Raw genomic sequence first — 22,764 nt, forward strand, 5'->3', positions numbered from 1 at the left:
CAGAGAGCCCTCTGGCGCCGTGGGGAGATGGGGATGCAAAGACCTTTTGCCCTGCCGTTTGCGGCGGGCGGGCCTGCTTCCTTCGGACAATAAGACCGGCCTGAACGCTGTGCAGCGATGCATGGCGCTTAAGCCAAATCCGTCGTCGGGAATTAGCCTGGCGGCGAATACCAAAACTGGAGACCGCAATGGACCGCGCACAAAAAGCCGAGTCGATCGAATCGCTGAAGAGCGTGTTCGCCGACGCGGGCGCCGTGGTCGTGACCCACAACCTGGGTCTGACCGTTGCGGAGATGGAAGACCTGCGTGGTCGCCTTCGTAAAGAAGGCGGCGCGTTCAAGGTGGTGAAGAACCGTCTGGCGCTGAAGGCGCTGGGCGTCGAGGAAGGCTCTGCCTACCACGATCTGTTCAAGGGTCCGGTGGGCATCGCCTACGCCGCTGATCCGGTCACCGCTGCGAAGGTCGCGGCTGAATTCGCCAAGGGCAACGACAAGTTCAAGCTCATCGGTGGTTTCATGGGCGACAAGGTGCTGGACGCTGCTGGCGTCGACGCCCTGTCCAAGCTGCCGTCGCTGGACCAACTGCGTGGCAAGCTGATCGGCCTGCTGCAAGCCCCGGCGACCAAGGTTGCTGGCGTCCTGCAAGCACCCGCCGGCCAACTGGCTCGCGTCTTCAACGCGTACGCGACCAAAGACGCCGCCTAAGCCTCGTCATCTCTGCATATCTCTCTGAACCTCATCCTACCGAAGGAAGACTAAAATGGCTGATCTCGCCAAGATCGTTGAAGAACTGTCGGCTCTGACCGTCCTGGAAGCCGCTGAACTGTCGAAGCTGCTGGAAGACAAGTGGGGCGTCTCGGCCGCCGCTCCGGTCGCCGTCGCCGTCGCCGGTGGCGCCGCTGCTCCGGCTGAAGCCGCTGAAGAGCAAACCGAGTTCACCGTTGTCCTGGTTGACGGCGGCGACAAGAAGATCAACGTGATCAAGGAAGTCCGCGGCGTCCGCACCGACCTGGGTCTGAAGGAAGCCAAGGACCTGGTCGAAGGCGCTCCGCAGAACGTCGTCGAGAACGTCTCGAAGCAAGTCGCTGAAGAGCTGAAGAAGAAGCTCGAAGAAGCCGGCGCCAAGATCCAGATCAAGTAAGATCGGATTTTGCGCTTCGGCCCTCGGGCCGAGGCTCAGACTTCAAGGAACGGGTCGGAGGGAAACCTCCGGCCCGTTTTCTTTTGGGCGCGACTGGCGAGGCGGGGAGGGCGAGACCATCTCAGCCCCCTCACACAAGGATACGCCCCTATGAAGATCCTGATGGTCCTGACGTCGCACGATCAGCTCGGCGACACCGGCCACAAGACCGGCTTCTGGCTGGAAGAGTTCGCCGCCCCCTATTACGCGCTGAAGGATGCGGGGGCCGAGATCGTCATCGCCTCACCCAAGGGCGGCCAGCCGCCTTTGGACCCCAAGAGCGACGCCGAGGACGCCCAGAGCGAGGACACCCATCGCTTCAAGGCTGACGCCGAGGCGCAAGGCGCGCTGGCCAATACGCAGAAACTGGCCGAGGTGAAGGCCGGAGATTTCGACGCCGTCTTCTATCCCGGCGGGCATGGGCCGTTGTGGGACCTGGCCAATGATCCGGTCTCTATCGCTTTGATCGAGGCCTTCGCCGCCGCCGGCAAGCCGACGGGCTTTGTCTGTCACGCGCCGGGCGTGCTGAAGGACGTGAAGGGGGCGGACGGCCAGCCGCTGGTGAAGGGGCGGGCGGTGACGGGCTTCACCAACAGCGAGGAGGCGGCTGTGGGCCTGACCGAGGTCGTGCCCTTCCTGGTCGAGGACATGCTGACGGCCAAGGGCGGGCGCTACAGCAAGGGCGCGGACTGGGCCTCCTATGTCCTGACGGACGGCGCCTTGGTCACCGGTCAGAATCCGGCCTCGTCGCGCGAGGCAGCCGATGCGCTGTTGGCCTTGTTGAAGGCCTGACGACAGAAGAAAGGCCCGGGATCGCTCCCGGGCCTTTTCAGTTCTAGCGACGCTCTGTTCAGCGGCGGCGGGGGCTGAGGATGTCGCCGATCCGGTCCGGCGTGCCGGGGATACGCTCCAGGCGCGGGTAGCGCAGGCCGTCGTGGTAGTCGAAGGCCACGGTGCGGTAGCGGTCGCCGTTCTTGAGCAGGAGCGAGATCGGCTTGTCCGTCCCCTTGGCGGCGGTGACGGCGTCACGCAGCACCTCGGCCGATGCGGCGCGCTCGTTGACAGCGACCAGTTCCCAGCCGGGACCGATGTCGGCCTCGAAGGCGCGACCGCCCCAGCGGATGCCGGTCAGCTTGTTCGACGAGGATAGGGTGAAGCCCAGCGAATACTGGAAGTCGGTGGCCCAGCCCGACTGGACGCGCTTTTCGCCTGCGGTCAGGTTGTCGGTGTAGGTCAGGCGGTAGCCGCCGCGCGCAAGACCATCCAAGGGGGCCTTGGCGTCTGGGCCGCTGGCGTCCAGGCGTGTGCGCAGGAAGCTGGCCCAGTCGTGCGGATGGACGGCGTTCAGGGCCGCGACCACGTCGTCGAAGGTGTAGCCGCGCGGGGCCCAGGAACCGTCGTCGCCACCGAAAAAGCCCTTGGCGAAGTCGTCGAGCGACTTCTTGCCGCCCGTCGCCTCGCGGATCAGGGTGTCGGCGTCCAGCCAGATCAGCAGGCTTTCGCGGTAGTAGTCGCCGGTGCCGCGCATCCACGACGAATAGGGATTGCTGGTCCGGTAACCGAGCAGGTTGTGGTTGTTGACGTCCTGCAGCGGGCGCCACTCGCGGCCCGGCTGGTTGTCATAGAAGGCGGCGTTCTCGGCCACGGTGACCAGAATGTCTTCCTTCGACGCCAGGCCCGAGCGGGCGGTCAGCACGTCGCCCCAGTATTCCGTCTGGCCTTCATAGACCCACAGCAGCGTGTTCTGCGTCGGGATGTTGTGGTTGGCGGTCAGCTCGTCGGCGGGGCGCTGGCGCTTGCCGTTCCAGGCGTGGACGAACTCGTGCGGCAGCAGGCCGACCGCGCCCATGTTCTTGCCCCAGTTGGTGAAGAAATCGGTCGGGACCGAGTTCTCGGACGAGCGGTGATGCTCCAGCCCGATTCCGCCCATCTTCGCCGTGGCGGCCACCAGGAAGTCGTAGCGGTCATAGGGGCGGGCGCCGAACAGGCGGTCGGTCTGGGTCACCAGGTTCTCGAACCAGGCGATTTGTTCCGGCGTCGGGGCGATGTTCTTGGCTTCGTCGGCGACGATGTTCAGGTGGACGGCTTCGCCACGCGGGTCGATTTCGATGCGTTGGAAGTGGGCGCCGCCGAACAGGGGGCTGTCGATCAGGGTATAGAGGTCGGTGGGGCGGAAGGTGGCCACGCCGTTCTCATAGCGCTCGGTGTCCAGCGCCACGCCGTATTTCCAGCCCTCGGGCAGGCGGATCGAGGGGGCGAAGGTTATGCCGGTCGAGCGGTAGCCGGCGGGATAGAGCAGGGCCTTTTCCCACTGCAGGTTGATCATTTCCGGCGTCATGACGACGCGCCATGTCGAGTTGTCCGGCTGAGTCAGCCACTGGAACTCGACCACGATCTCGCTGACGCCCTGCGGCACATCGATATGGAAGGCGTTGGGGTCGATGGTGTCGCGCAGCCAGTCGATGCGAGTTGCGCCGCTGGTCACGGTCACGCCCGAGATCAGCTGGATCGGGCCGGTGGCGGCGTGGTTGCCGGGCAGGAACTTGGGATAGAGCAGGACCAGGGGGCCGGCCGTGACCGGGATGGTCTGACGGACGCGGACGATCTTGCGTTCGACGTCGGTGGCGTCGACCTCATACTTGATGACGCCGGGGTAGGTCTCAGCGGTCGGAGCTGGGATCGGCGGCAGGGCGCGGGGCAGGCCCAGGGGCGTGTTCTGGGGCGTGGGCGCGGCCGGCGCCTGCGGGCCGGTCCAGGCCTGCGGGGCATGAGCCAGGGCGGTCGAGGCGACCGAGGTCAGCAACAGGGCGAGGGCGGCGGCAGGCAGGCGTCGGGTCATCGGGTATCCAGAACTCAGAGGTAATCAGGCGTAAGGCTTGGCAGGCGGCGTCAGCGACGGCGAGGCGACAGGATGTCGCCCAGCCGGTCCGGCGTGCCTTCGATGCGCTCCAGATGCGGGTAGCGCAGGCCGTCGTGGTAGTCGAAGCGGACGGTCTTGAAGACGTCGCCGTTCTTGAGGATCAGCTCGATCGGATCGGTCGATCCCTTGGCGGCGGTGACGGCGTCCTTCAGCGTGTCGGCCGAGGCGGCGCGGCCGCCGACGGCGACCACTTCCCAGCCGGAGGTGAGCCCCTGCTCGAAGGCCGGACCACCCCACAGAACCGAGGTGATCTTGTTCGCCTTGTTCATCATGAAGCCGAGCGAATAGGTGAAGTCGTTGCGGCCCAGTTCCTTGTAGAGCGCGCCCATGTAGCCGGACGGCTGCTCCTTGAAGACCAGGCGGTAGCCACCGCGCTCGATGCCGTCCAGCGGGCCGCGCGAGGTCGGGCCGACCGCGTCCAGGCGCTCGCGCAGGAAGGCGGGCCAGTTGTTGGCCTGGACCCCGTTCAGGGTCGAGGTCACGGTGTCGAAGGTGTAGGGTGCCGGGTTCCAGTTCCCGTCCTCGACGCCGAAGAAGGCCTTGGCGAAGTCGTCGAGCGACTTCCTGCCGCCGGTCTGCTCGCGGATCAGGGTGTCGGCGTCCAGCCAGATCAGCGAGCCCTCGCGGTAGTAGTCTTCGCTGCGCTGGTAGCTGCCCCAGGGCTGCGGACGGCGCTGGCTGATGATTGGGTCGTTGGTGGTGTCCTGCATGGCGCGCCACTGGCGGCCGGGGATGTTCTGGAAGCTGGCGGCGGTCATGGCCAGGACGTCCAGCGCCTGTTGCTTGTTCATCAGGCCCGCGCGGGCGGTCAGGACCAGACCCCAGTACTGAGTCTGGCCCTCATAAACCCACAGCAGGGAGTTCTGCAGCGGCTCGTTGAGGTTGGGCGTCATCTGGTCGGCGGGGCGGCGCCACTTGCCATTCCAGCTGTGGGTGTATTCGTGGCCCAGCAGGTCGCGGTCGGCCAGGGTGTCTTCGCGGTCGGTGAAGTACTTCGGATCGACGCTGTTCTCGGACGAGCGTTGATGCTCCAGGCCGATGCCCCCCAGTTTGTCCGTCACGGCCAGCAGGAAGTCGTAGTGGTTGAAATGGCGGGCGCCGAACAGGCGGTCGGCCTGGGCCACCAGGTTGCGGTGCAGCTGGATATGCTCGTCGCTGGCCTCCAGCATCTTGGCGGTGTCGGCCACGACGTTGAGGCGAACCGGCGAACGGCCGCCCGGATCGAGGTCGATCTGGCGATAGTGCTGACCGGCGAAGACGGGGCTGTCGGCCAGGTGGTCCAAGGTGATGGGAGCGAATGTCGCCAGGCCGTTCTCGAAGCTGATGGTGTCAAGGCCTGCGCCGTAGTTCCAGCCGGCGGGCAGTTTCAACGTCGGCTTGAAGGTGATCTGACGCGAGTAGTAGCCCGCCGGATAGAGCAGGGCCTTCTCCCACTGGATGTTCAGCATCTCGGGCGTGACGACGACGCGACCCTGATTGCCTTCGATCGGGGTCAGCCACTGGAAGGCGACCTCGATCTGGCTGACGCCGGCGGGGACTTCGATCTGATAGGCCCAGGGCTGGACCGTGTTGCGCACCCACTCCAGCCGCTGGCCGTTGGCGGTGAAGGTCAGGCCGCCGACGTTGGCGACGGGACCGGCGGGGCTGTGGTTGCCGGGCAGCCATTGCGGATAGAGCAGGACCATCGGCCCGGCCTGGGTCACGGGAATGGTCTGGCGTACTTGAATCAGCCGCCGGTCGATGTCGGTGGCGTCCACGTCGATGCTGATGACGCCGGGATAGGCGACATCGCGCGGGGCCGGGATGGGCGTCAGGGTCACGGGCAGGGCGGGCGCGCCCACCTGAGCGAGCGCGGGCGCGCCCATTGAAATCAGCAGGGCGGCGGCGCTGACGGCCAGGGCGAAACGCTTCATTTCAGGAAGTCCGGAAACAGCCGCGCCCACGCGGCCTGATGCGGGCGCAGACCACAATGTGTCGCACCCGGCGTCAAGCCGTATGACGAAGCTGTGTCAGCCCGCGGGGTTCACTTCCAGCAGATCGACCGTGAAGCGCAGGACCGAGTTGGCGGGGATCTCGGTTCCCATCCAGCGGGGACCATAGGCCAGATCGGCAGGGATGACGAACTCATAGGTCTCGCCGGTGCGCATCAGGGCGACGCCTTCGGTCCAGCCCTTGATGACGCGGTTCAGGGGGAAGCTGGCCGGTTCATTGCGCGACCAGGAGCTGTCGAACTCGCGCCCGTCGATGAAGGTGCCGCGGTAGTGGACCTTGACCGTATCGGTCGCGGTCGGCTGGACGCCATTCGGCTTGGCCTTGCCGACGCGGCGGTACTGTAGGCCCGAGGGCGTGGTGGTCCAGCCGCGCTGCTGGCCGTTCCACATCAGATAGGCGGCCTGGCCGACCTCCCAGTTTTCCTGGGTGGCGGGGCCTTGGGGGACGACCTGGGCGATTGTGGCGGGCGCCGAGGCGCAGGCCGACAGGGTCAGGGCGAGGGCGGTGGCGGCGAGCGCGGGCAGGGCGATGCGGTTCATAACGGCTAGGCTTATCACGCCGATCGAAACTGTCACCTGCCCGCGTTGGGGCCTTTATTTCGCCGGAGATCGGCGTATATATGCGCCTCCCGCAGATTCCATGAATCCCGCGCGAAAGCGCCGAGGCCCGGTTTGTCGCCCTCCGACCGGAGCGAAGGCGCCGTCCCTTTCCCAAGGGGCGAGCATATTTCAGGCGTCCTGATCCCGTAGCGGGTCGAGGGTGGACGCCGAGAGAACTTACGGTCACGGATCGCTGAATGGCGGGCCGTGGCTGCTGCATTGACGTCGGGCCCTTATCGGCTCGCGATTGGGAAAACAGAATGGCAAACTCCACTGACGGTCTCGCCCTGGGTAAGATCGCCTCCGCCACCTCGTTCACCGGAAAGAAGCGTATTCGTCACTCGTTCGGGCGTATCCCCGAAGCGGTGAAGATGCCGAACCTGATCGAGGTTCAGCGCGCTTCCTACGAGCAGTTCCTGCAGCGCGAAGTGCGCAGCGGTCTGCGTAAGGACCAGGGCATCGAGGCGGTCTTCAAGTCGGTCTTCCCGATCAAGGACTTCAACGAGCGCGCCGTCCTGGAGTACGTGTCCTACGAGTTCGAGGACCCCAAGTACGACGTCGAAGAATGCATTCAGCGCGACATGACCTATGCCGCGCCGCTGAAGGTCAAGCTGCGCCTGATCGTCTTTGAGACCGAGGAAGAAACGGGCGCCCGTTCGGTCAAGGACATCAAGGAGCAGGACGTCTACATGGGCGATATCCCGCTCATGACGGACAAGGGCACCTTCATCGTCAACGGCACCGAGCGCGTGATCGTCTCGCAGATGCACCGCTCGCCGGGCGTCTTCTTCGACCACGATAAGGGCAAGACCCACTCGTCGGGCAAGCTGCTGTTCGCCGCCCGCGTCATTCCGTATCGCGGCTCGTGGCTGGACTTCGAGTTCGACGCCAAGGACATCGTCTACGTCCGCATCGACCGTCGCCGTAAACTGCCGGCTTCCAGCTTCCTGATGGCTCTGGGCATGGACGGCGAGGAGATCCTCAAGACCTTCTACGAGACCGTTCCCTACGAGAAGCGCGGTGAAGGTTGGGTCACCCCCTACAAGCCGGAACGCTGGCGCGGCGTGAAGCCGGAGTTCGACCTGGTCGACGCCGACACCGGCGAAGTGGTCGCCCAGGCTGGCCAGAAGATCAGCGCCCGCGCCGCCAAGAAGCTGGCCGACGGCGGCCTGACGTCGCTGTCGCTGGCGGCTGACGCCCTGCTGACCAAGTATCTGGCCGCCGACGCCGTCAACTACGAGACCGGCGAGATCTACGCCGAGGCTGGCGACGAGCTGGACGCGGAAACGATCGCCCTGCTGGAAGAGCATGGCTTCACCACCATCGACGTGCTGGACATCGACCACGTCACGGTCGGCGCCTACATGCGCAACACCCTGCGCGTGGACAAGAATTCGGGCCGTGAAGACGCCCTGTTCGACATCTATCGCGTCATGCGTCCGGGCGAGCCGCCGACCCCGGAAGCCGCCGAAGCCATGTTCAACTCGCTGTTCTTCGACAGCGAGCGCTACGATCTGTCGGCCGTGGGCCGGGTCAAGATGAACATGCGTCTGGAGACCCCCGAGGTTTCCGACGAAATCCGCGTCCTGCAAAAGGACGACGTGCTGAAGGTGCTGCAGATCCTGGTCGGCCTGAAGGACGGCCGCGGCGAGATCGACGACATCGACAACCTGGGCAACCGTCGCGTGCGTTCGGTCGGCGAGCTGCTGGAAAACCAGTACCGCGTCGGTCTGCTGCGCATGGAGCGCGCCATCAAGGAGCGCATGAGCTCGGTCGATATCGACACGGTCATGCCGCACGACCTGATCAACGCCAAGCCGGCTGCCGCCGCCGTGCGTGAATTCTTCGGCTCGTCGCAGCTGTCGCAGTTCATGGACCAGACGAACCCGCTGTCGGAGATCACCCACAAGCGTCGCCTTTCGGCGCTTGGCCCGGGCGGTCTGACCCGTGAGCGCGCCGGCTTTGAAGTCCGCGACGTTCACCCGACGCACTACGGCCGCATCTGCCCGATCGAAACGCCGGAAGGCCCGAACATCGGTCTGATCAACTCGCTGGCCACCCACGCGCGCGTCAACAAGTACGGCTTCATCGAGAGCCCGTACCGTCGCGTGAAGGAAGGTAAGGCCACGGACGAGGTGGTCTACATCTCGGCCATGGAAGAGGCGAAGCACGTCATCGCCCAGTCCAACATCGAGCTGAAGGCGGGCGAGATCGTCGAGGACCTGGTCCCCGGCCGAATCAACGGTGAATCCCAGCTGCTGACCAAGGCCGACGTTGACATGATGGACGTGTCGCCGAAGCAGGTCGTTTCGGTCGCTGCGGCCCTGATCCCCTTCCTGGAAAACGACGACGCCAACCGCGCACTGATGGGCGCCAACATGCAACGTCAGGCCGTGCCTCTGGTGCAGTCGGACGCGCCGCTGGTCGGCACCGGCATGGAAGCGGTCGTGGCCGTGGACTCGGGCGCTGTCGTGATCGCCCGTCGTGACGGCGTGGTCGAGCAGATCGACGGCACCCGTATCGTTCTGCGCGCCACCGGTGATGTGGACGCCGGTCGTTCGGGTGTCGACATCTACCGCCTGTCGAAGTTCCAGCGCTCCAACCAGTCGACCTGCATCAACCAGCGCCCGATCGTGCGCGTGGGCGATGAAGTGAAGGCCGGCGACGTGATCGCCGACGGCCCGTCGACGGACCTGGGCGAACTGGCTCTGGGCCGTAACGTCCTGGTCGCCTACATGCCCTGGAACGGCTACAACTTCGAAGACTCCATCCTGATCTCCGAGCGCATCGTGCGCGACGACATCTTCACCTCCATCCACCTCGAGGAATTCGAAGTGATGGCGCGTGATACGAAGCTTGGGCCGGAAGAAATCACCCGCGACATCCCGAATGTCGGCGAGGAAGCTCTGCGCAACCTCGACGAAGCGGGCATCGTGGCCATCGGCGCTGAAGTCCAGCCGGGCGACATCCTGTGCGGTAAGGTCACGCCGAAGGGCGAAAGCCCGATGACGCCGGAAGAGAAGCTGCTGCGCGCCATCTTCGGCGAGAAGGCTTCGGACGTCCGCGACACCAGCTTGCGTCTGCCGCCCGGCGTCGCCGGCACGGTCGTCGACGTGCGCGTCTTCAACCGTCACGGCGTCGACAAGGACGAGCGGGCTGTCGCGATCGAACGCGCCGAAATCGAACGCCTCGGCAAGGACCGCGACGACGAGCTCAAGATCCTTGAGCGCAACGTCTATGGCCGCCTGAAGCCGCTGCTGCTCGGCAAGGACGCCGTCTCGGGCCCGAAGGGCATGGGCCGCGGCGAAGTGACCGAAGAGAAGCTGGCCGAAGTGTCCAAGGGTCTGTGGTGGCAGGTCGCCCTCGACGACGAGAAGGCGATGGGCGAACTCGAGGCCATGAAGAAGCAGTTCGAGGACGCCCGTAAGGCGCTCGACCGTCGCTTCGAAGACAAGGTCGAGAAGCTGCAGCGCGGCGACGAACTGCCGCCGGGCGTCATGAAGATGGTCAAGGTCTTCGTGGCCGTGAAGCGCAAGCTTCAGCCGGGCGACAAGATGGCCGGCCGTCACGGGAACAAGGGCGTTATCTCCAAGATCCTGCCGATCGAGGACATGCCGCACCTGGACGACGGCACGCACGTCGACATCGTTCTGAACCCGCTGGGCGTGCCTTCGCGCATGAACATCGGCCAGATCTTCGAGACCCACCTGGGTTGGGCTGCTGCGGGCCTCGGCAAGCAGATCAAGGGCCTGCTCGATAACTGGATGGACGGCGGTCTGCGCGAGGCCCTGGTCACGCGTCTGACCGAGATCTACGGCGCCGACACGCCTCTGCCGGAATCGGACGAGGACCTGATCGAGCTGGCGCAGAACCTGGCCAAGGGCGTGCCCTTCGCGACCCCGGTCTTCGACGGCGCGCACATCTCGGACATCGAGGACCTGCTGGCTTCGGCCGGTCTGGACCGTTCGGGCCAGTCGATCCTGTTCGACGGTCAGACGGGCGAGCAGTTCAAGCGTCCGGTCACGGTCGGCTATGTGTACATGCTGAAGCTGCACCACCTGGTCGACGACAAGATCCACGCCCGCTCCATCGGCCCGTACTCGCTCGTCACCCAGCAGCCGCTGGGCGGTAAGGCGCAGTTCGGCGGTCAGCGCTTCGGGGAAATGGAGGTCTGGGCTCTGGAAGCCTACGGCGCCGCCTACACCCTGCAGGAAATGCTGACGGTGAAGTCCGACGACGTGGCCGGCCGCACCAAGGTCTACGAGGCGATCGTCCGCGGCGACGACAGCTTCGAAGCCGGCATTCCCGAGAGCTTCAACGTGCTCATCAAGGAAATGCGTTCGCTGGGCCTGAATGTGGAGCTGGAAAACGGCTGACCGGATCAAGCGCCCTTCCTCGCCCCGGCGGGGGAGGGCGGTCCGCCCGTTCTCCTCTCTGAATGATTTTCGCGGGGCAGCCCCGCAGAAGGAAAAAAGATGAACCAGGAAGTCCTGAACATCTTCAACCCGGTCCCGGTCACGCCGACCTTCGACCAGATCAAGATCGCCCTGGCCTCGCCGGAGAAGATCCGGTCGTGGTCGTTCGGCGAGATCAAGAAGCCGGAAACCATCAACTACCGCACGTTCAAGCCCGAGCGTGACGGCCTGTTCTGCGCCCGTATCTTTGGCCCGACCAAGGACTACGAATGCCTGTGCGGCAAGTACAAGCGCATGAAGTACAAGGGCATCATCTGCGAGAAGTGCGGCGTTGAAGTCACGCTGGCTCGCGTCCGCCGCGAGCGCATGGGTCACATCGACCTGGCCGCCCCGGTCGCCCACATCTGGTTCCTGAAGTCGCTGCCGTCGCGCATCTCGCTGATGCTGGACATGGCGCTGAAGGACGTCGAGCGCGTCCTGTATTTCGAGAACTACATCGTCACCGAGCCGGGCCTGACCCCGCTGAAGCAGAACCAACTGCTGACGGAAGACGAGTTCTACCGCTATCAGGAAGAATACGGCGATGACGGCTTCACGGCCGAGATCGGCGCCGAGGCCGTCCGCAACCTGCTGATGGGCATCGACCTGAACGCCGAGGCTGAAAAGCACCGCGCAGAGCTGGCCGACAACCCGTCGGAAATGAAGGCCAAGAAGGCGTCCAAGCGCCTGAAGCTGATCGAGGCCTTCCTGGAATCGGGCAACAAGCCCGAGTGGATGATCCTGACGATCGTCCCGGTCATCCCGCCCGAACTGCGCCCGCTGGTGCCGCTGGACGGCGGCCGCTTTGCGACGTCGGACCTGAACGACCTGTATCGCCGGGTCATCAACCGTAACAACCGCCTGAAGCGCCTGATCGAGCTTCGCGCGCCGGACATCATCATCCGTAACGAAAAGCGGATGTTGCAGGAATCGGTCGACGCCCTGTTCGACAACGGCCGTCGTGGTCGCGTGATCACGGGCGCCAACAAGCGTCCGCTGAAGTCGCTGGCCGACATGCTGAAGGGCAAGCAGGGTCGCTTCCGTCAGAACCTGCTGGGCAAGCGCGTTGACTACTCGGGTCGTTCGGTCATCACCGTGGGCCCCGAGCTGAAGCTGCATGAGTGCGGCCTGCCGAAGAAGATGGCGCTGGAGCTGTTCAAGCCCTTCATCTACGCGCGTCTGGACGCCAAGGGCCTGTCGGGCACCGTCAAGCAGTCCAAGCGCATGGTCGAGCGCGAGCAGCCGCAGGTCTGGGACATCCTGGAAGAAGTGATCCGGGAACACCCGGTCATGCTGAACCGCGCGCCGACGCTTCACCGCCTGGGCATCCAGGCGTTCGAGCCGAAGCTGATCGAGGGCAAGGCCATCCGCCTGCACCCGCTGGTCTGCACCGCCTTCAACGCCGACTTCGACGGCGACCAGATGGCTGTTCACGTCCCGCTGTCGCTGGAGGCGCAACTGGAAGCGCGCGTCCTGATGATGTCGACGAACAACATCCTGTCGCCCGCCAACGGCAAGCCGATCATCGTGCCGTCGCAGGACATCGTCCTGGGCCTGTACTACCTGTCGCTGGTCAAGGATAACCAGCCGGGCGAAGGCAAGCTGTTCGCCAACATGGGTGAAATCGACGCCGCCCTGGACGCCCAGGTCGTCAAGCTGCACACCAAGATCAAGGCCCGCTGGACCGAGATGAACGCCGCCGGCGAGGAGATCACCAAGGTGATCGATACGACGCCGGGCCGGATGAAGCTGGGCGCTCTGCTGCCGCTGAACCCGAACATCGGCTACCGTCTGCTCGAGAAGAACCTGACCAAGAAGGAAATCGGTAACCTGATCGATCAGGTCTATCGTCACTGCGGTCAGAAGGCGACGGTCATCTTCGCCGACCAGATGATGCAACTGGGCTTCCGTGAAGCGGCCAAGGCCGGCATCTCGGTGGGCAAGGACGACATCGTCATTCCCGCCAAGAAGGAAGAACTGGTCAACGAAACCCGCACCCAGGTCGAGGAGTACGAGCAACAGTACGCTGACGGCCTGATCACCAAGGGTGAGAAGTACAACAAGGTCGTCGACGCCTGGGCCAAGGCCACGGACAAGATCGCTGACGAGATGATGGGCGAAATCGCCCAGCCTCGCGTCCTGATCGCGGGCCAGGAGCCGGACATCAACTCCGTCTTCATGATGGCCAACTCCGGCGCCCGTGGTTCGCAGGCCCAGATGAAGCAGCTGGGCGGCATGCGCGGCCTGATGGCCAAGCCCTCGGGCGAGATCATCGAGACGCCGATCATCTCGAACTTCAAGGAAGGCCTGACCGTCCTTGAGTACTTCAACTCCACCCACGGCGCCCGTAAGGGTCTGGCCGACACCGCGCTGAAGACCGCCAACTCGGGTTACCTGACCCGTCGTCTGGTGGACGTGGCGCAGGACTCCATCGTCACCGAGGAAGACTGCGGCTCGACGCGCGGCATCACCCTGCGCGCCGTGGTTGAAGGCGGTGACGTCCTGGTCTCGCTGGGCCAACGCGTCCTGGGTCGCTACGCGGCCGAGGACATCAAGGAGCCGGGCACCGACAACGTCATCTTCCCCGCCGACACCTATCTGCAGGAAGAAGAAGTCGAGGCCATCGACGCGGCCGGCGTCCAGTCGATCAAGGTCCGTTCGGCCCTGACCTGTGAAGCCGACGCGGGCATCTGCGGCATGTGCTATGGTCGTGACCTGGCGCGCGGCACCAACGTCAACATCGGTGAAGCGGTCGGCGTCATCGCCGCCCAGTCGATCGGCGAGCCGGGCACCCAGCTGACGATGCGTACCTTCCACATCGGCGGTACGGCCCAGGTGGCGGAAACCTCCTTCTATGAGGCGACCAACGCCGGTAAGGCCAAGATCGTGGGCCCGACCGTCGTCGCGGCGCACGGCGACCTGGTGGCCCTGAGCCGCAACGTGGTCGTGGTTGTGGTCGTGGACGGCAAGGACCGCGAAACCCACAAGGTCCCGTACGGCGCTCGCATCCGCGTCAAGGAAGGCGCCGACATCGCCAAGGGCCAACGTCTGGCGGAGTGGGACCCCTACACCACGCCGATCCTGACCGAAGTCGGCGGCGTGGTTCGCTTCGAGGACCTGGTCGACGGCCTGTCGGTCCGCGAGGAAACCGACGAAGCGACGGGCATCGCCCAGCGCGTGGTTTCCGACTGGCGCGCCAGCCCCCGCGGTTCGGACCTGCGTCCGGCCATGGGCGTCACGACCGGCGACACCTACGCCAAGCTGGCCTCGGGCTCTGACGCCCGCTACCTGCTGCCCGTGGGCGCCGTTCTGTCCGTGTCCAACGGCGACGAGGTCAAGCCGGGCGAGATCATCGCCCGTGTTCCGACCGAAGGCGCCAAGACCCGCGACATCACCGGCGGTCTGCCGCGCGTTGCTGAACTGTTCGAAGCCCGCCGTCCGAAGGACTGCGCCGTCATCGCTGAAATGGATGGCCGCGTTGAGTTCGGTCGCGACTACAAGAACAAGCGTCGCATCAAGATCACTCCGGAAGTGGACGCCGATGGCAACCAGGCCGAGGCGGTCGAGTTCCTGATCCCGAAGGGCAAGCACATCTCCGTCCACGACGGCGATCTGATCCAGAAGGGCGACTACATCATCGACGGCAACCCGGATCCGCACGACCTGCTGCGCATCCAGGGCGTCGAAGCGCTGGCCGAGTATCTGGTGAACGAAGTGCAGGAGGTCTACCGACTGCAGGGCGTGCCGATCAACGACAAGCACATCGAAGTCATCGTCCGTCAGATGCTGCAGAAGGTCGAGGTCATCGACTCCGGCGAGACCACCCTGATCCGTGGCGACACGGTCGAGGTGGCCGAGGCGGCGCTCGAGAACGCCAAGGTCGAGAAGCGCGGCGGCCGTCTGGCTGTCACGCAGCCGGTCCTGCTGGGCATCACCAAGGCGTCGCTGCAGACCCGCAGCTTCATCTCGGCGGCGTCCTTCCAGGAAACCACGCGCGTCCTCACCGAGGCTTCGGTCCACGGCAAGAAGGACCTGCTGGAAGGCCTGAAGGAAAACGTCATCGTCGGCCGTCTGATCCCGGCGGGCACGGGCGCCTATCTGCGGTCGCTGCAGAAGCTGGCGAACGAGCGCGACGCGGAACTGACTCAGGCCCGCGAAGACGCCATCGAGCCGCTGCCGGCCGACCTGGCCCTGGAACTGGAGCAGCCGGAAGGTTGATCCGTTTCGGACCCTGAGACTGAAGAAGGCGGCGCTGGCGACAGCGCCGCCTTTTTCTTGGGTCTTCACCCTCGGGACGGTCGAGAAGGCGGTGGCTGCAGGATCAGTCGCCGCCGACTCTCAGGCCGCCGACGCTGGCGGAAAAGCCGCTGTTGCGGCGCTCCCCTTCGTTGACGGTGCTGCGCGCGCCCTGGCGCATGTCGACGCCTGGCAGGTCGCGCAGGTGCGCGCCAGCGCAGCCTGTACCAAGGTTGGAGCCGACACAGTCAGCGGGGCCGACGACCCCCGTGCCGCCGGACAAGGGGCGTCTTTGTGCTTCATAGCGCTGCATTTCTCGCGCGCCTTCGCGCGCGAAACGGGCGTCGCGTTCAGCATTGCCGCTTCCGGTGATGGGACGTGTGGCGCCTTCGGCCGCCCGTGCATTGAACCGCTCGTCGCAGATCATGCGTTCGCCGCGCGTCAGGATCTCTCCTGCCGGACACCCTGCGGGAGACACGCGCAGGGCGCGCGCATTGCGTCCGGCCTGACCCTCGGGCGCGACACGCCAGGCGTCGGACACGCCCTCCACGCCCGAAGCCGCCGCCGGCGGCGCGCCGGGAGCCGGCGCCGCAATGCGCGGCGCGGGGGGTGAGGGGAGCCCGTCACGTGCTTCATCCTCGTCCTTTTTGCGCGGACGGATCGGCAAGACAGGCGAGGGGGCGGGCGAAGCGCGTTCGGCGGCGGCCGGCGTCGGTCGAGGGGGCGATGGGCGCGGTCTGAGGCAGGGGGCGCAGCGCGCTCTGAGGGGCAGGTTGAGGCGAGGCCTGGGGCGACACCTGGGGCGCGGGGATCGGCGCCGAGCGCGGCGGCTCCGTTGCCGGAGTGGAATGGGGAGCGCAGACGCTGTGACAGGCGGCGTCGGCCTCTGCGGAAGAGGACGCACTCGCGGTTCTGGCGGGATTGGACGCGGTTCGATCTCCAACTGGATGATCGGCGGTTGGGTCGGCAGGGGGAAGGCGTGCTCCTCGCCCGCCGCCAGAAGAATCATCGGGGCCAGGACGGCGACGTGCAACAGGAACGACGCCCCCGCCAGAAGGGCGCGCTGTGTTCCTGGACGCAGACGCCGACCCGGCGTGCGGGCCAGAACGGCAAGGCTCATAGCGGCTCCCCAATCGTCGTTGAGAATGATGCCAGGGCAAGCGCGACAATATTGCGGCGAGTCTTGCCAAAAGCGGAACGTTGATCGTTGACGACTGATCTGCCTTCTTCACCGGGCGCGCCATGGGCGGTGGGCGTCGGGCGCGTTCATCGGCGGCCTTGACCTGAGCGTGGCCAAGGCGTAAACGGCGCGCACTTTCGAGACGTGGGCGGTCCGCCGTCTGTTGAGATCGTGACAATTGAACGGACGGGCTGTGCCCGCCGGAACGCCCAAAGCGCGCGTTCCGGCTTTTTCGTTTGGCTGTTCCGGCTCGCTCGAAAACAACACCCGGGCGGCGCTTCGGCGCGGTCCAAAAGAAGGCTCATGAGGCGCCCCGGCCGACAGGCACACGCCTCCATATCGAAAAGAGACTAATCGTATGCCTACGATCAACCAACTGATCCGCAAGCCGCGCAAGCCCAAGCCCACCCGTAACAAGGTCCCGGCTCTGGAAGGTTCGCCCCAGCGTCGCGGCGTTTGCACCCGCGTCTACACCACGACCCCGAAGAAGCCGAACTCGGCTCTGCGTAAGGTCGCCAAGGTCCGTCTGGCCAAGAACGGCTACGAAGCCGTTTGCTACATCCCCGGCGAAGGCCACAACCTGCAAGAGCACTCGGTTGTTCTGATCCGCGGCGGCCGCGTGAAGGACTTGCCCGGCGTTCGCTACCACATCCTGCGCGGCGTGCTCGACACCCAAGGCGTCAAGGACCGCAAGCAGCGTCGTTCGCACTACGGCGCCAAGCGTCCGAAGTAAGCGAAATCGTCTCAGGCCTGCCGGCCTGGACCCTCAGAGATTTTCCCGGCGTCTGTCGGGCACTGCAAGGAATAACCTATGTCGCGTCGTCACCGCGCCCAGAAGCGTGAAGTTCTGCCGGATCCCAAGTTCGGTGATCTGATCGTCACCAAGTTCATGAACTACGTCATGTACGAAGGTAAGAAGGCCGTCGCCGAAAACATCGTTTACGGCGCCTTCGACATCCTGGCTGACAAGAAGAAGGAACAGACTGCGGTCGAGACCTTCCACAACGCTCTCGACAACGTCGCCCCGTCGGTCGAAGTCCGCTCGCGTCGCGTCGGCGGCGCCACCTATCAGGTGCCGGTCGAAGTCCGTCCGACCGTCGCCGCGCCCTGGCCATCCGTTGGCTGGTCAACGCCGCTCGCAAGCGCGGTGAAAACACCATGACGGAAAAGCTGGCGGCCGAGCTGCTGGACGCCGCCAACAACCGCGGCACCGCGGTCAAGAAGCGCGAAGACACCCACAAGATGGCCGAGGCGAACCGCGCCTTCAGCCACTACCGCTGGTAAGCGTCTTAAAACCGTCCCCCTTTGCATCTATGGGGACGGCGGCGTTCTAGACGATCCGGCGCGGGCGTTCAGACTGAACCGCCCGCGCCGTCATATCCGACACCCATGGGCGCTCGCCGCGTCCGCGAAGCAGCCCGAAGGCAACTCCAATGCCCCGCACACATAAAATCGAAGACTACCGCAACTTCGGCATCATGGCCCACATCGACGCGGGCAAGACGACGACGACCGAGCGGATCCTGTTCTACACCGGCCGTAACCACAAGATGGGCGAGACCCACGACGGCGCATCCACCATGGACTGGATGGACCAGGAGCAGGAACGCGGCATCACCATCACGTCGGCCGCGACGACCGCCTTCTGGAAGGGCAAGCGCCTCAACATCATCGACACCCCCGGCCACGTGGACTTCACCATTGAAGTCGAGCGTTCGCTGCGCGTCCTCGACGGCGCCGTGACCGTGCTGGACGGCAACGCCGGCGTCGAGCCGCAGACGGAAACCGTCTGGCGTCAGGCCGACAAGTACCGCGTGCCGCGCATCGTCTTCGTCAACAAGATGGACAAGATCGGCGCCGACTTCGCCGCTTCGGTCCAGTCGATCCGCGACCGCCTGGGCGCCAAGGCCGTGCCGATCCAACTGCCGATCGGCGCTGAAAACCTGCTGAAGGGCGTGGTCGACCTGGTCGAGATGAAGGCCTACGTCTGGGAAACCGACACCGTCGGCGCCGACGCCGACATCCGCGACATCCCGGCCGACATGGCCGACGAAGCCGCCGCCGCTCGTCAGTACCTGATCGACAACGCCGTCGAACTGGACGACGACGCCATGGAAGCCTACCTGGGCGGCGAAGAGCCCTCGGTCGAAGTGCTGAAGAAGTGCATCCGCAAGGCTGTTCTGACCGGCGCCTTCTATCCGATCCTCGGCGGCTCGGCCTTCAAGAACAAGGGCGTTCAGCCCCTGCTCGACGCCGTCATCGACTACCTGCCGTCGCCGACCGACATTCCGGCTACGCCGGGCATCGACTTCCGTACGGAAGAGCCGGTCACGCGCAAGGCCTCGGACGACGAGCCCCTGTCGGTTCTCGCCTTCAAGATCATGGACGACCCCTTCGTCGGCTCGCTGACCTTCTGCCGCCTGTACTCGGGCAAGATGGAAACCGGCATGTCGCTGCTGAACTCGTCGCGTGACAAGAAGGAGCGCGTCGGCCGCATGCTGCAGATGCACTCGAACAACCGCGAGGACATCAAGGAAGCCTACGCTGGCGACATCGTCGCCCTGGCCGGCCTGAAGGAAACCCGCACGGGCGACACCCTGTGCGACCCGATCAAGTCGCCCATCATCCTCGAGAAGATGGAATTCCCGGCGCCCGTGATCGAGAGATCTCGGTGGAGCCCAAGACCAAGGCCGACCAGGAGAAGCTGGGCGTCGCCCTGGCCAAGCTGGCTTCGAAGACCCCTCGTTCACCGTCTCGACCGACCACGAGTCGGGCCAGACGATCCTGAAGGGCATGGGCGAGCTGCACCTGGACATCAAGGTCGACATCCTGAAGCGCACCTACAAGGTGGAAGCCAACATCGGCGCGCGCCGCAGGTGGCCTACCGTGAATCGCTGGGCCGCAAGGTCGACATCGACTACACGCACAAGAAGCAGACCGGCGGTACGGGTCAGATCGCCCGCGTCATGATCACCTTCGAGCCGGGTGAAGCGGGTTCGGGCTTCGTGTTCGAAAACGCCATCGTCGGCGGCGCGGTGCCCAAGGAATACATCCCGGGCGTCGAGAAGGGTCTGAATCGGCCAAGGAAAACGGTCTGCTGGCCGGCTTCCCGATGATCGACTTCAAGGCGACTCTGACGGACGGCAAGTTCCACGACGCCGACTCCAGCGTCCTGGCCTTCGAAATCGCTTCGCGCGCCGCCTTCCGCGAGCTGAAGGAAAAGGGTTCGCCCAAGCTGCTCGAGCCGATCATGGCGGTCGAGGTCGTGACCCCGAGGAATACCTCGGTTCGGTCATCGGCGACCTGAACGGCCGTCGCGGCATGATCCAAGGACAGGACATGCGCGGCAACGCCATCGTCATCAACGCCTTCGTCCCGCTGGCGAACATGTTCGGCTACGTGAACACCCTGCGGGGCATGTCGCAAGGTCGCGCCCAGTTCACCATGCAATACGATCACTATGAGCCGGTGCCGCAACACGTCGCCGACGAAGTGATCAAGAAGTACGCCTAAGTCCGTCGTTTCGACGGATGCACTTGAAAAAGGGGCGGTTTGATCACAAATCGCCCCACCTATCCCCAAACTTAAATGGACCCCCGGTTCGGGGAGCCTCCAGGAGCTAGAGAATGGCCAAGGAAAAGTTCGAACGCACTAAGCCGCACTGCAACATCGGCACGATTGGTCACGTTGACCACGGCAAGACGACGCTGACGGCGGCGATCACGATGACGCTGGCGAAGGCCGGTGGCGCGAAGGCGATGAACTACGCCGACATCGACGCCGCGCCGGAAGAAAAGGCCCGCGGCATCACGATCAACACGGCGCACGTGGAATATGAGACGGCCAACCGTCACTACGCGCACGCCGACGCCCCGGCCACGCCGACTACGTGAAGAACATGATCACGGGCGCGGCGCAGATGGACGGCGCGATCCTGGTGTGCTCGGCCGCTGACGGCCCGATGCCGCAGACGCGCGAGCACATCCTGCTGTCGCGTCAGGTCGGCGTTCCGGCCCTGGTGGTCTTCCTGAACAAGGTGGACATGGTCGACGACGAAGAGCTGCTCGAGCTGGTCGAGATGGAAGTTCGTGAGCTTCTGTCGTCCTACCAGTTCCCGGGCGACGACATCCCGGTCGTGAAGGGTTCGGCCCTGGCCGCCGTCGAAGGCCGCGACGCCGCCATCGGCGAAGAAGCCATCCTGAAGCTGATGGAGGCGGTCGACGCCTACATTCCGCAGCCGGAACGCCCGATCGACCTGCCGTTCCTGATGCCGGTGGAAGACGTCTTCTCGATCTCGGGCCGCGGCACCGTGGTGACGGGTCGCGTCGAGCGCGGCATCGTCAAGGTCGGTGAGGAAGTCGAAATCGTCGGCATCCGTCCGGTTCAGAAGACGACCTGCACGGGCGTCGAAATGTTCCGCAAGCTGCTGGACCAGGGCCAGGCTGGCGACAACGTGGGCGTGCTGCTGCGCGGCACCAAGCGTGAAGACGTCGAGCGCGGCCAGGTGCTGTGCAAGCCGGGTTCGATCACGCCGCACACCAAGTTCGTGGCCGAAGCCTACATCCTGACGAAGGAAGAGGGCGGCCGTCACACGCCGTTCTTCACGAACTATCGTCCGCAGTTCTACTTCCGCACGACCGACGTGACCGGCATCGTGCACCTGAAGGAAGGCGTCGAGATGATCATGCCGGGCGACAACGCCGAGCTGAACGTCGAACTGATCACGCCGATCGCGATGGAAGAGAAGCTGCGCTTCGCCATCCGTGAAGGCGGCCGCACCGTCGGCGCCGGCGTCGTGGCCAAGATCGTCGAGTAATCGATCGATCCGGGTCCCCGGACCCGAACAGTAAGCGTAACAGAGCGGCCCTCCGGATCTCCGGGGGCCGTTTTGCCGTCCGGACAAAACCTCCGCCCTTGCAGCGGTCTCTGGTTGAGACAGGCGAAGCGCCGAGGTTGCGGCTGCGACTTCTAAACGGTGTCGAAACCGGCTCGATCTAGAGCAGGCCGGCGGAATGGAACTTGCTGTTCCATTGGAGCAAGGAGGAGCCATGTCCGGCGCACTGACGGTTGAAACTCGCGATCTGGAACGACTGACGGCGGATGAACGCGTGCAGTGGGCCGCCTGGCAGGCTGCGGACCCTGATCTGGCCAGTCCCTACTTCCGCGTCGAGTTCGCCGAGATCGCGGCGCAGGTCAGCCCGGACAGCGCCGTAGCCGTGTTCCGGCGCGGAGACGAAGTCGTCGGCTACTTCCCCTTCCAGAAGCGCGGCGGGGCTGTCCTGCCGATTGCTGCGCCGATGAACGACTATCATGGCGTCATCGGCCCGAAAGCGGAAAGACCGAGCCTGGCGGAGGTCGCGCATCTGCTGGGCGGCGCACGGTTCAGCGTCAGCGGATGGGTGGGTGAGGCGGAGGGCGCGATGCTCGGCGAGAGCTTTCGCACCACCATCCCCGAAGAAGGCGGCTATGACGCCTGGTACGCCGCCCGGCGCCAGGCCTTCGGCAAGTACTTCAAGGACAAGGAACGGGCCCGGCGCAGCATGGCCGCCGAGTTCGGCGCCGTCGAGGTGCAGATCGGTCTGCGTGACGGCGCCCTGCTGGATGAACTGATCGTGTTGAAGCGTGAGCAGTACAGGCGCACCGGGCGGCACGACATCTTCGCCTGTGGCTGGACGCGAGATCTGTTGCACGCCCTGATGGCGGCTGACTATCCAGACTTCGGCGCCTCGCTGGCCGTGTTGAGGGCCGGAGGGCGAATTGCGGCGATGGAGTATTCGTTGCACGCTGGCCGGCGGTTCCATTTCTGGTTCCCGGCCTATGTTCCTGAGCTGGCGCGTTGCTCGCCGGGCATCATGCTGAGCATGGAGACCATCCGTCTCGGGGCGGAGCTGGGCTATCGGGATTTCGACTATGGTTTCGGCGGCGAGACCTACAAGCGCTATTTTTGCGACACCGTGCAGACGGTGGCCGAGGCAAGCATCATGAAGCCCGGCCTGAACGCGGTTCTGGGGGAGGCGGGGGCCTCGTTGCTGGCCCTGGCGGGCAAGCCGGCGCTGATTGACAGCGTGCGGCGGCGATGGAACGTCATCGAGGCCTGTGAGACCGATACGGCCGGACGGCTGAGGGGGGCCGCCCTGGCGGCGCGAACCGCCCTGTCCAAGGCGGCTGGACGCGCCAAGGCCGCGTCGTGATGAGGGAGATGAC

The 22,764-nt window shown here is 65.1% G+C and carries 12 protein-coding genes and 3 pseudogenes; 11 read left to right on the plus strand and 4 right to left on the minus strand.

Annotated elements, in window-relative coordinates; all coding sequences use genetic code 11:
* Positions 1 to 188 precede the first annotated feature (188 nt).
* The 3 genes from rplJ to IFE19_RS05860 all read left to right on the plus strand — a co-directional run bounded on the left by rplJ (position 189) and on the right by IFE19_RS05860 (position 1,971).
* Positions 189 to 704: a 50S ribosomal protein L10 gene (gene rplJ, locus IFE19_RS05850; protein ID WP_207826342.1), complete on the plus strand. Its 516-nt coding sequence runs from the start codon at positions 189 to 191 to the stop codon at positions 702 to 704.
* 55 nt (positions 705 to 759) lie between these two features.
* Positions 760 to 1,140 carry a 50S ribosomal protein L7/L12 gene (gene rplL / locus IFE19_RS05855; RefSeq protein WP_207826344.1) on the plus strand — a complete coding sequence of 127 codons (381 nt, stop codon included), beginning with the start codon at positions 760 to 762 and terminating at the stop codon, positions 1,138 to 1,140.
* A 150-nt stretch (positions 1,141 to 1,290) separates the two neighbouring features.
* Positions 1,291 to 1,971, plus strand: coding sequence for a type 1 glutamine amidotransferase domain-containing protein (locus IFE19_RS05860; RefSeq protein WP_207826346.1), 681 nt, complete (start codon positions 1,291 to 1,293; stop codon positions 1,969 to 1,971).
* Positions 1,972 to 2,029: 58 nt separating this feature from the next.
* On the opposite strand, the gene IFE19_RS05865 is transcribed toward IFE19_RS05860, so the two are convergent.
* The 3 genes from IFE19_RS05865 to IFE19_RS05875 form a co-directional block, all read right to left on the minus strand.
* On the minus strand, positions 2,030 to 4,018 hold the full coding sequence (locus IFE19_RS05865) for a M61 family metallopeptidase (protein WP_207826349.1): 1,989 nt from the start codon (positions 4,016 to 4,018) through the stop codon (positions 2,030 to 2,032).
* Positions 4,019 to 4,068: 50 nt separating this feature from the next.
* Positions 4,069 to 6,012 carry a M61 family metallopeptidase gene (locus tag IFE19_RS05870; RefSeq protein WP_207826351.1) on the minus strand — a complete coding sequence of 648 codons (1,944 nt, stop codon included), beginning with the start codon at positions 6,010 to 6,012 and terminating at the stop codon, positions 4,069 to 4,071.
* Between the two features lie 96 nt (positions 6,013 to 6,108).
* Positions 6,109 to 6,630 (minus strand): FKBP-type peptidyl-prolyl cis-trans isomerase, encoded by a 522-nt coding sequence (locus tag IFE19_RS05875; RefSeq protein ID WP_207826354.1) that lies wholly within the window; start codon positions 6,628 to 6,630, stop codon positions 6,109 to 6,111.
* A gap of 320 nt (positions 6,631 to 6,950) precedes the next feature.
* Between IFE19_RS05875 and rpoB the strand changes: the two genes are divergently transcribed.
* Complete coding sequence (rpoB, locus tag IFE19_RS05880; protein ID WP_207826356.1) at positions 6,951 to 11,066, plus strand: DNA-directed RNA polymerase subunit beta; 4,116 nt, start codon at positions 6,951 to 6,953, stop codon at positions 11,064 to 11,066.
* 99 nt (positions 11,067 to 11,165) lie between these two features.
* On the plus strand, positions 11,166 to 15,362 hold the full coding sequence (rpoC, locus tag IFE19_RS05885) for a DNA-directed RNA polymerase subunit beta' (protein WP_207826357.1): 4,197 nt from the start codon (positions 11,166 to 11,168) through the stop codon (positions 15,360 to 15,362).
* Positions 15,363 to 15,465: 103 nt separating this feature from the next.
* On the opposite strand, the gene IFE19_RS05890 is transcribed toward rpoC, so the two are convergent.
* Positions 15,466 to 15,921, minus strand: coding sequence for a hypothetical protein (locus IFE19_RS05890; protein ID WP_207826360.1), 456 nt, complete (start codon positions 15,919 to 15,921; stop codon positions 15,466 to 15,468).
* A gap of 997 nt (positions 15,922 to 16,918) precedes the next feature.
* Between IFE19_RS05890 and rpsL the strand changes: the two genes are divergently transcribed.
* The 6 genes and pseudogenes from rpsL (at position 16,919) to IFE19_RS05915 (ending at position 22,751) form a co-directional block, all read left to right on the plus strand.
* Positions 16,919 to 17,293: a 30S ribosomal protein S12 gene (gene rpsL, locus IFE19_RS05895; RefSeq protein WP_008260482.1), complete on the plus strand. Its 375-nt coding sequence runs from the start codon at positions 16,919 to 16,921 to the stop codon at positions 17,291 to 17,293.
* A gap of 78 nt (positions 17,294 to 17,371) precedes the next feature.
* A pseudogene (gene rpsG / locus IFE19_RS05900) lies at positions 17,372 to 17,844 on the plus strand (30S ribosomal protein S7).
* A 194-nt stretch (positions 17,845 to 18,038) separates the two neighbouring features.
* Positions 18,039 to 19,867, plus strand: a pseudogene (locus IFE19_RS18170) (elongation factor G).
* 14 nt (positions 19,868 to 19,881) lie between these two features.
* A complete protein-coding gene (locus tag IFE19_RS18000) occupies positions 19,882 to 20,073 on the plus strand; it encodes a hypothetical protein (protein ID WP_318780466.1) in 192 nt (63 codons plus the stop codon).
* Between the two features lie 113 nt (positions 20,074 to 20,186).
* Positions 20,187 to 21,376: pseudogene (gene tuf, locus IFE19_RS05910) on the plus strand (elongation factor Tu).
* 232 nt (positions 21,377 to 21,608) lie between these two features.
* Complete coding sequence (locus IFE19_RS05915; RefSeq protein WP_207826362.1) at positions 21,609 to 22,751, plus strand: GNAT family N-acetyltransferase; 1,143 nt, start codon at positions 21,609 to 21,611, stop codon at positions 22,749 to 22,751.
* The last annotated feature ends 13 nt before the right edge of the window (positions 22,752 to 22,764 follow it).

This window comes from Brevundimonas pondensis, from assembly GCF_017487345.1.
Taxonomy (GTDB): Bacteria; Pseudomonadota; Alphaproteobacteria; order Caulobacterales; family Caulobacteraceae; genus Brevundimonas; species Brevundimonas pondensis.

What these genes read in the sequence shown, in the direction of transcription:
- rplJ (WP_207826342.1), top strand. Translation starts at nt 189, where the DNA reads ATGGACCGCGCACAAAAAGCCGAGTCGATCGAATCGCTGAAGAGCGTG.
- IFE19_RS05860 (WP_207826346.1), top strand. Translation starts at nt 1,291, where the DNA reads ATGAAGATCCTGATGGTCCTGACGTCGCACGATCAGCTCGGCGACACC.
- IFE19_RS05870 (WP_207826351.1), bottom strand. Translation starts at nt 6,012, where the DNA reads ATGAAGCGTTTCGCCCTGGCCGTCAGCGCCGCCGCCCTGCTGATTTCA.
- IFE19_RS05875 (WP_207826354.1), bottom strand. Translation starts at nt 6,630, where the DNA reads ATGAACCGCATCGCCCTGCCCGCGCTCGCCGCCACCGCCCTCGCCCTG.
- rpoB (WP_207826356.1), top strand. Translation starts at nt 6,951, where the DNA reads ATGGCAAACTCCACTGACGGTCTCGCCCTGGGTAAGATCGCCTCCGCC.
- rpsL (WP_008260482.1), top strand. Translation starts at nt 16,919, where the DNA reads ATGCCTACGATCAACCAACTGATCCGCAAGCCGCGCAAGCCCAAGCCC.
- IFE19_RS05865 (WP_207826349.1), bottom strand. Translation starts at nt 4,018, where the DNA reads ATGACCCGACGCCTGCCTGCCGCCGCCCTCGCCCTGTTGCTGACCTCG.
- rpoC (WP_207826357.1), top strand. Translation starts at nt 11,166, where the DNA reads ATGAACCAGGAAGTCCTGAACATCTTCAACCCGGTCCCGGTCACGCCG.
- rplL (WP_207826344.1), top strand. Translation starts at nt 760, where the DNA reads ATGGCTGATCTCGCCAAGATCGTTGAAGAACTGTCGGCTCTGACCGTC.
- IFE19_RS18000 (WP_318780466.1), top strand. Translation starts at nt 19,882, where the DNA reads ATGATCCAAGGACAGGACATGCGCGGCAACGCCATCGTCATCAACGCC.
- IFE19_RS05915 (WP_207826362.1), top strand. Translation starts at nt 21,609, where the DNA reads ATGTCCGGCGCACTGACGGTTGAAACTCGCGATCTGGAACGACTGACG.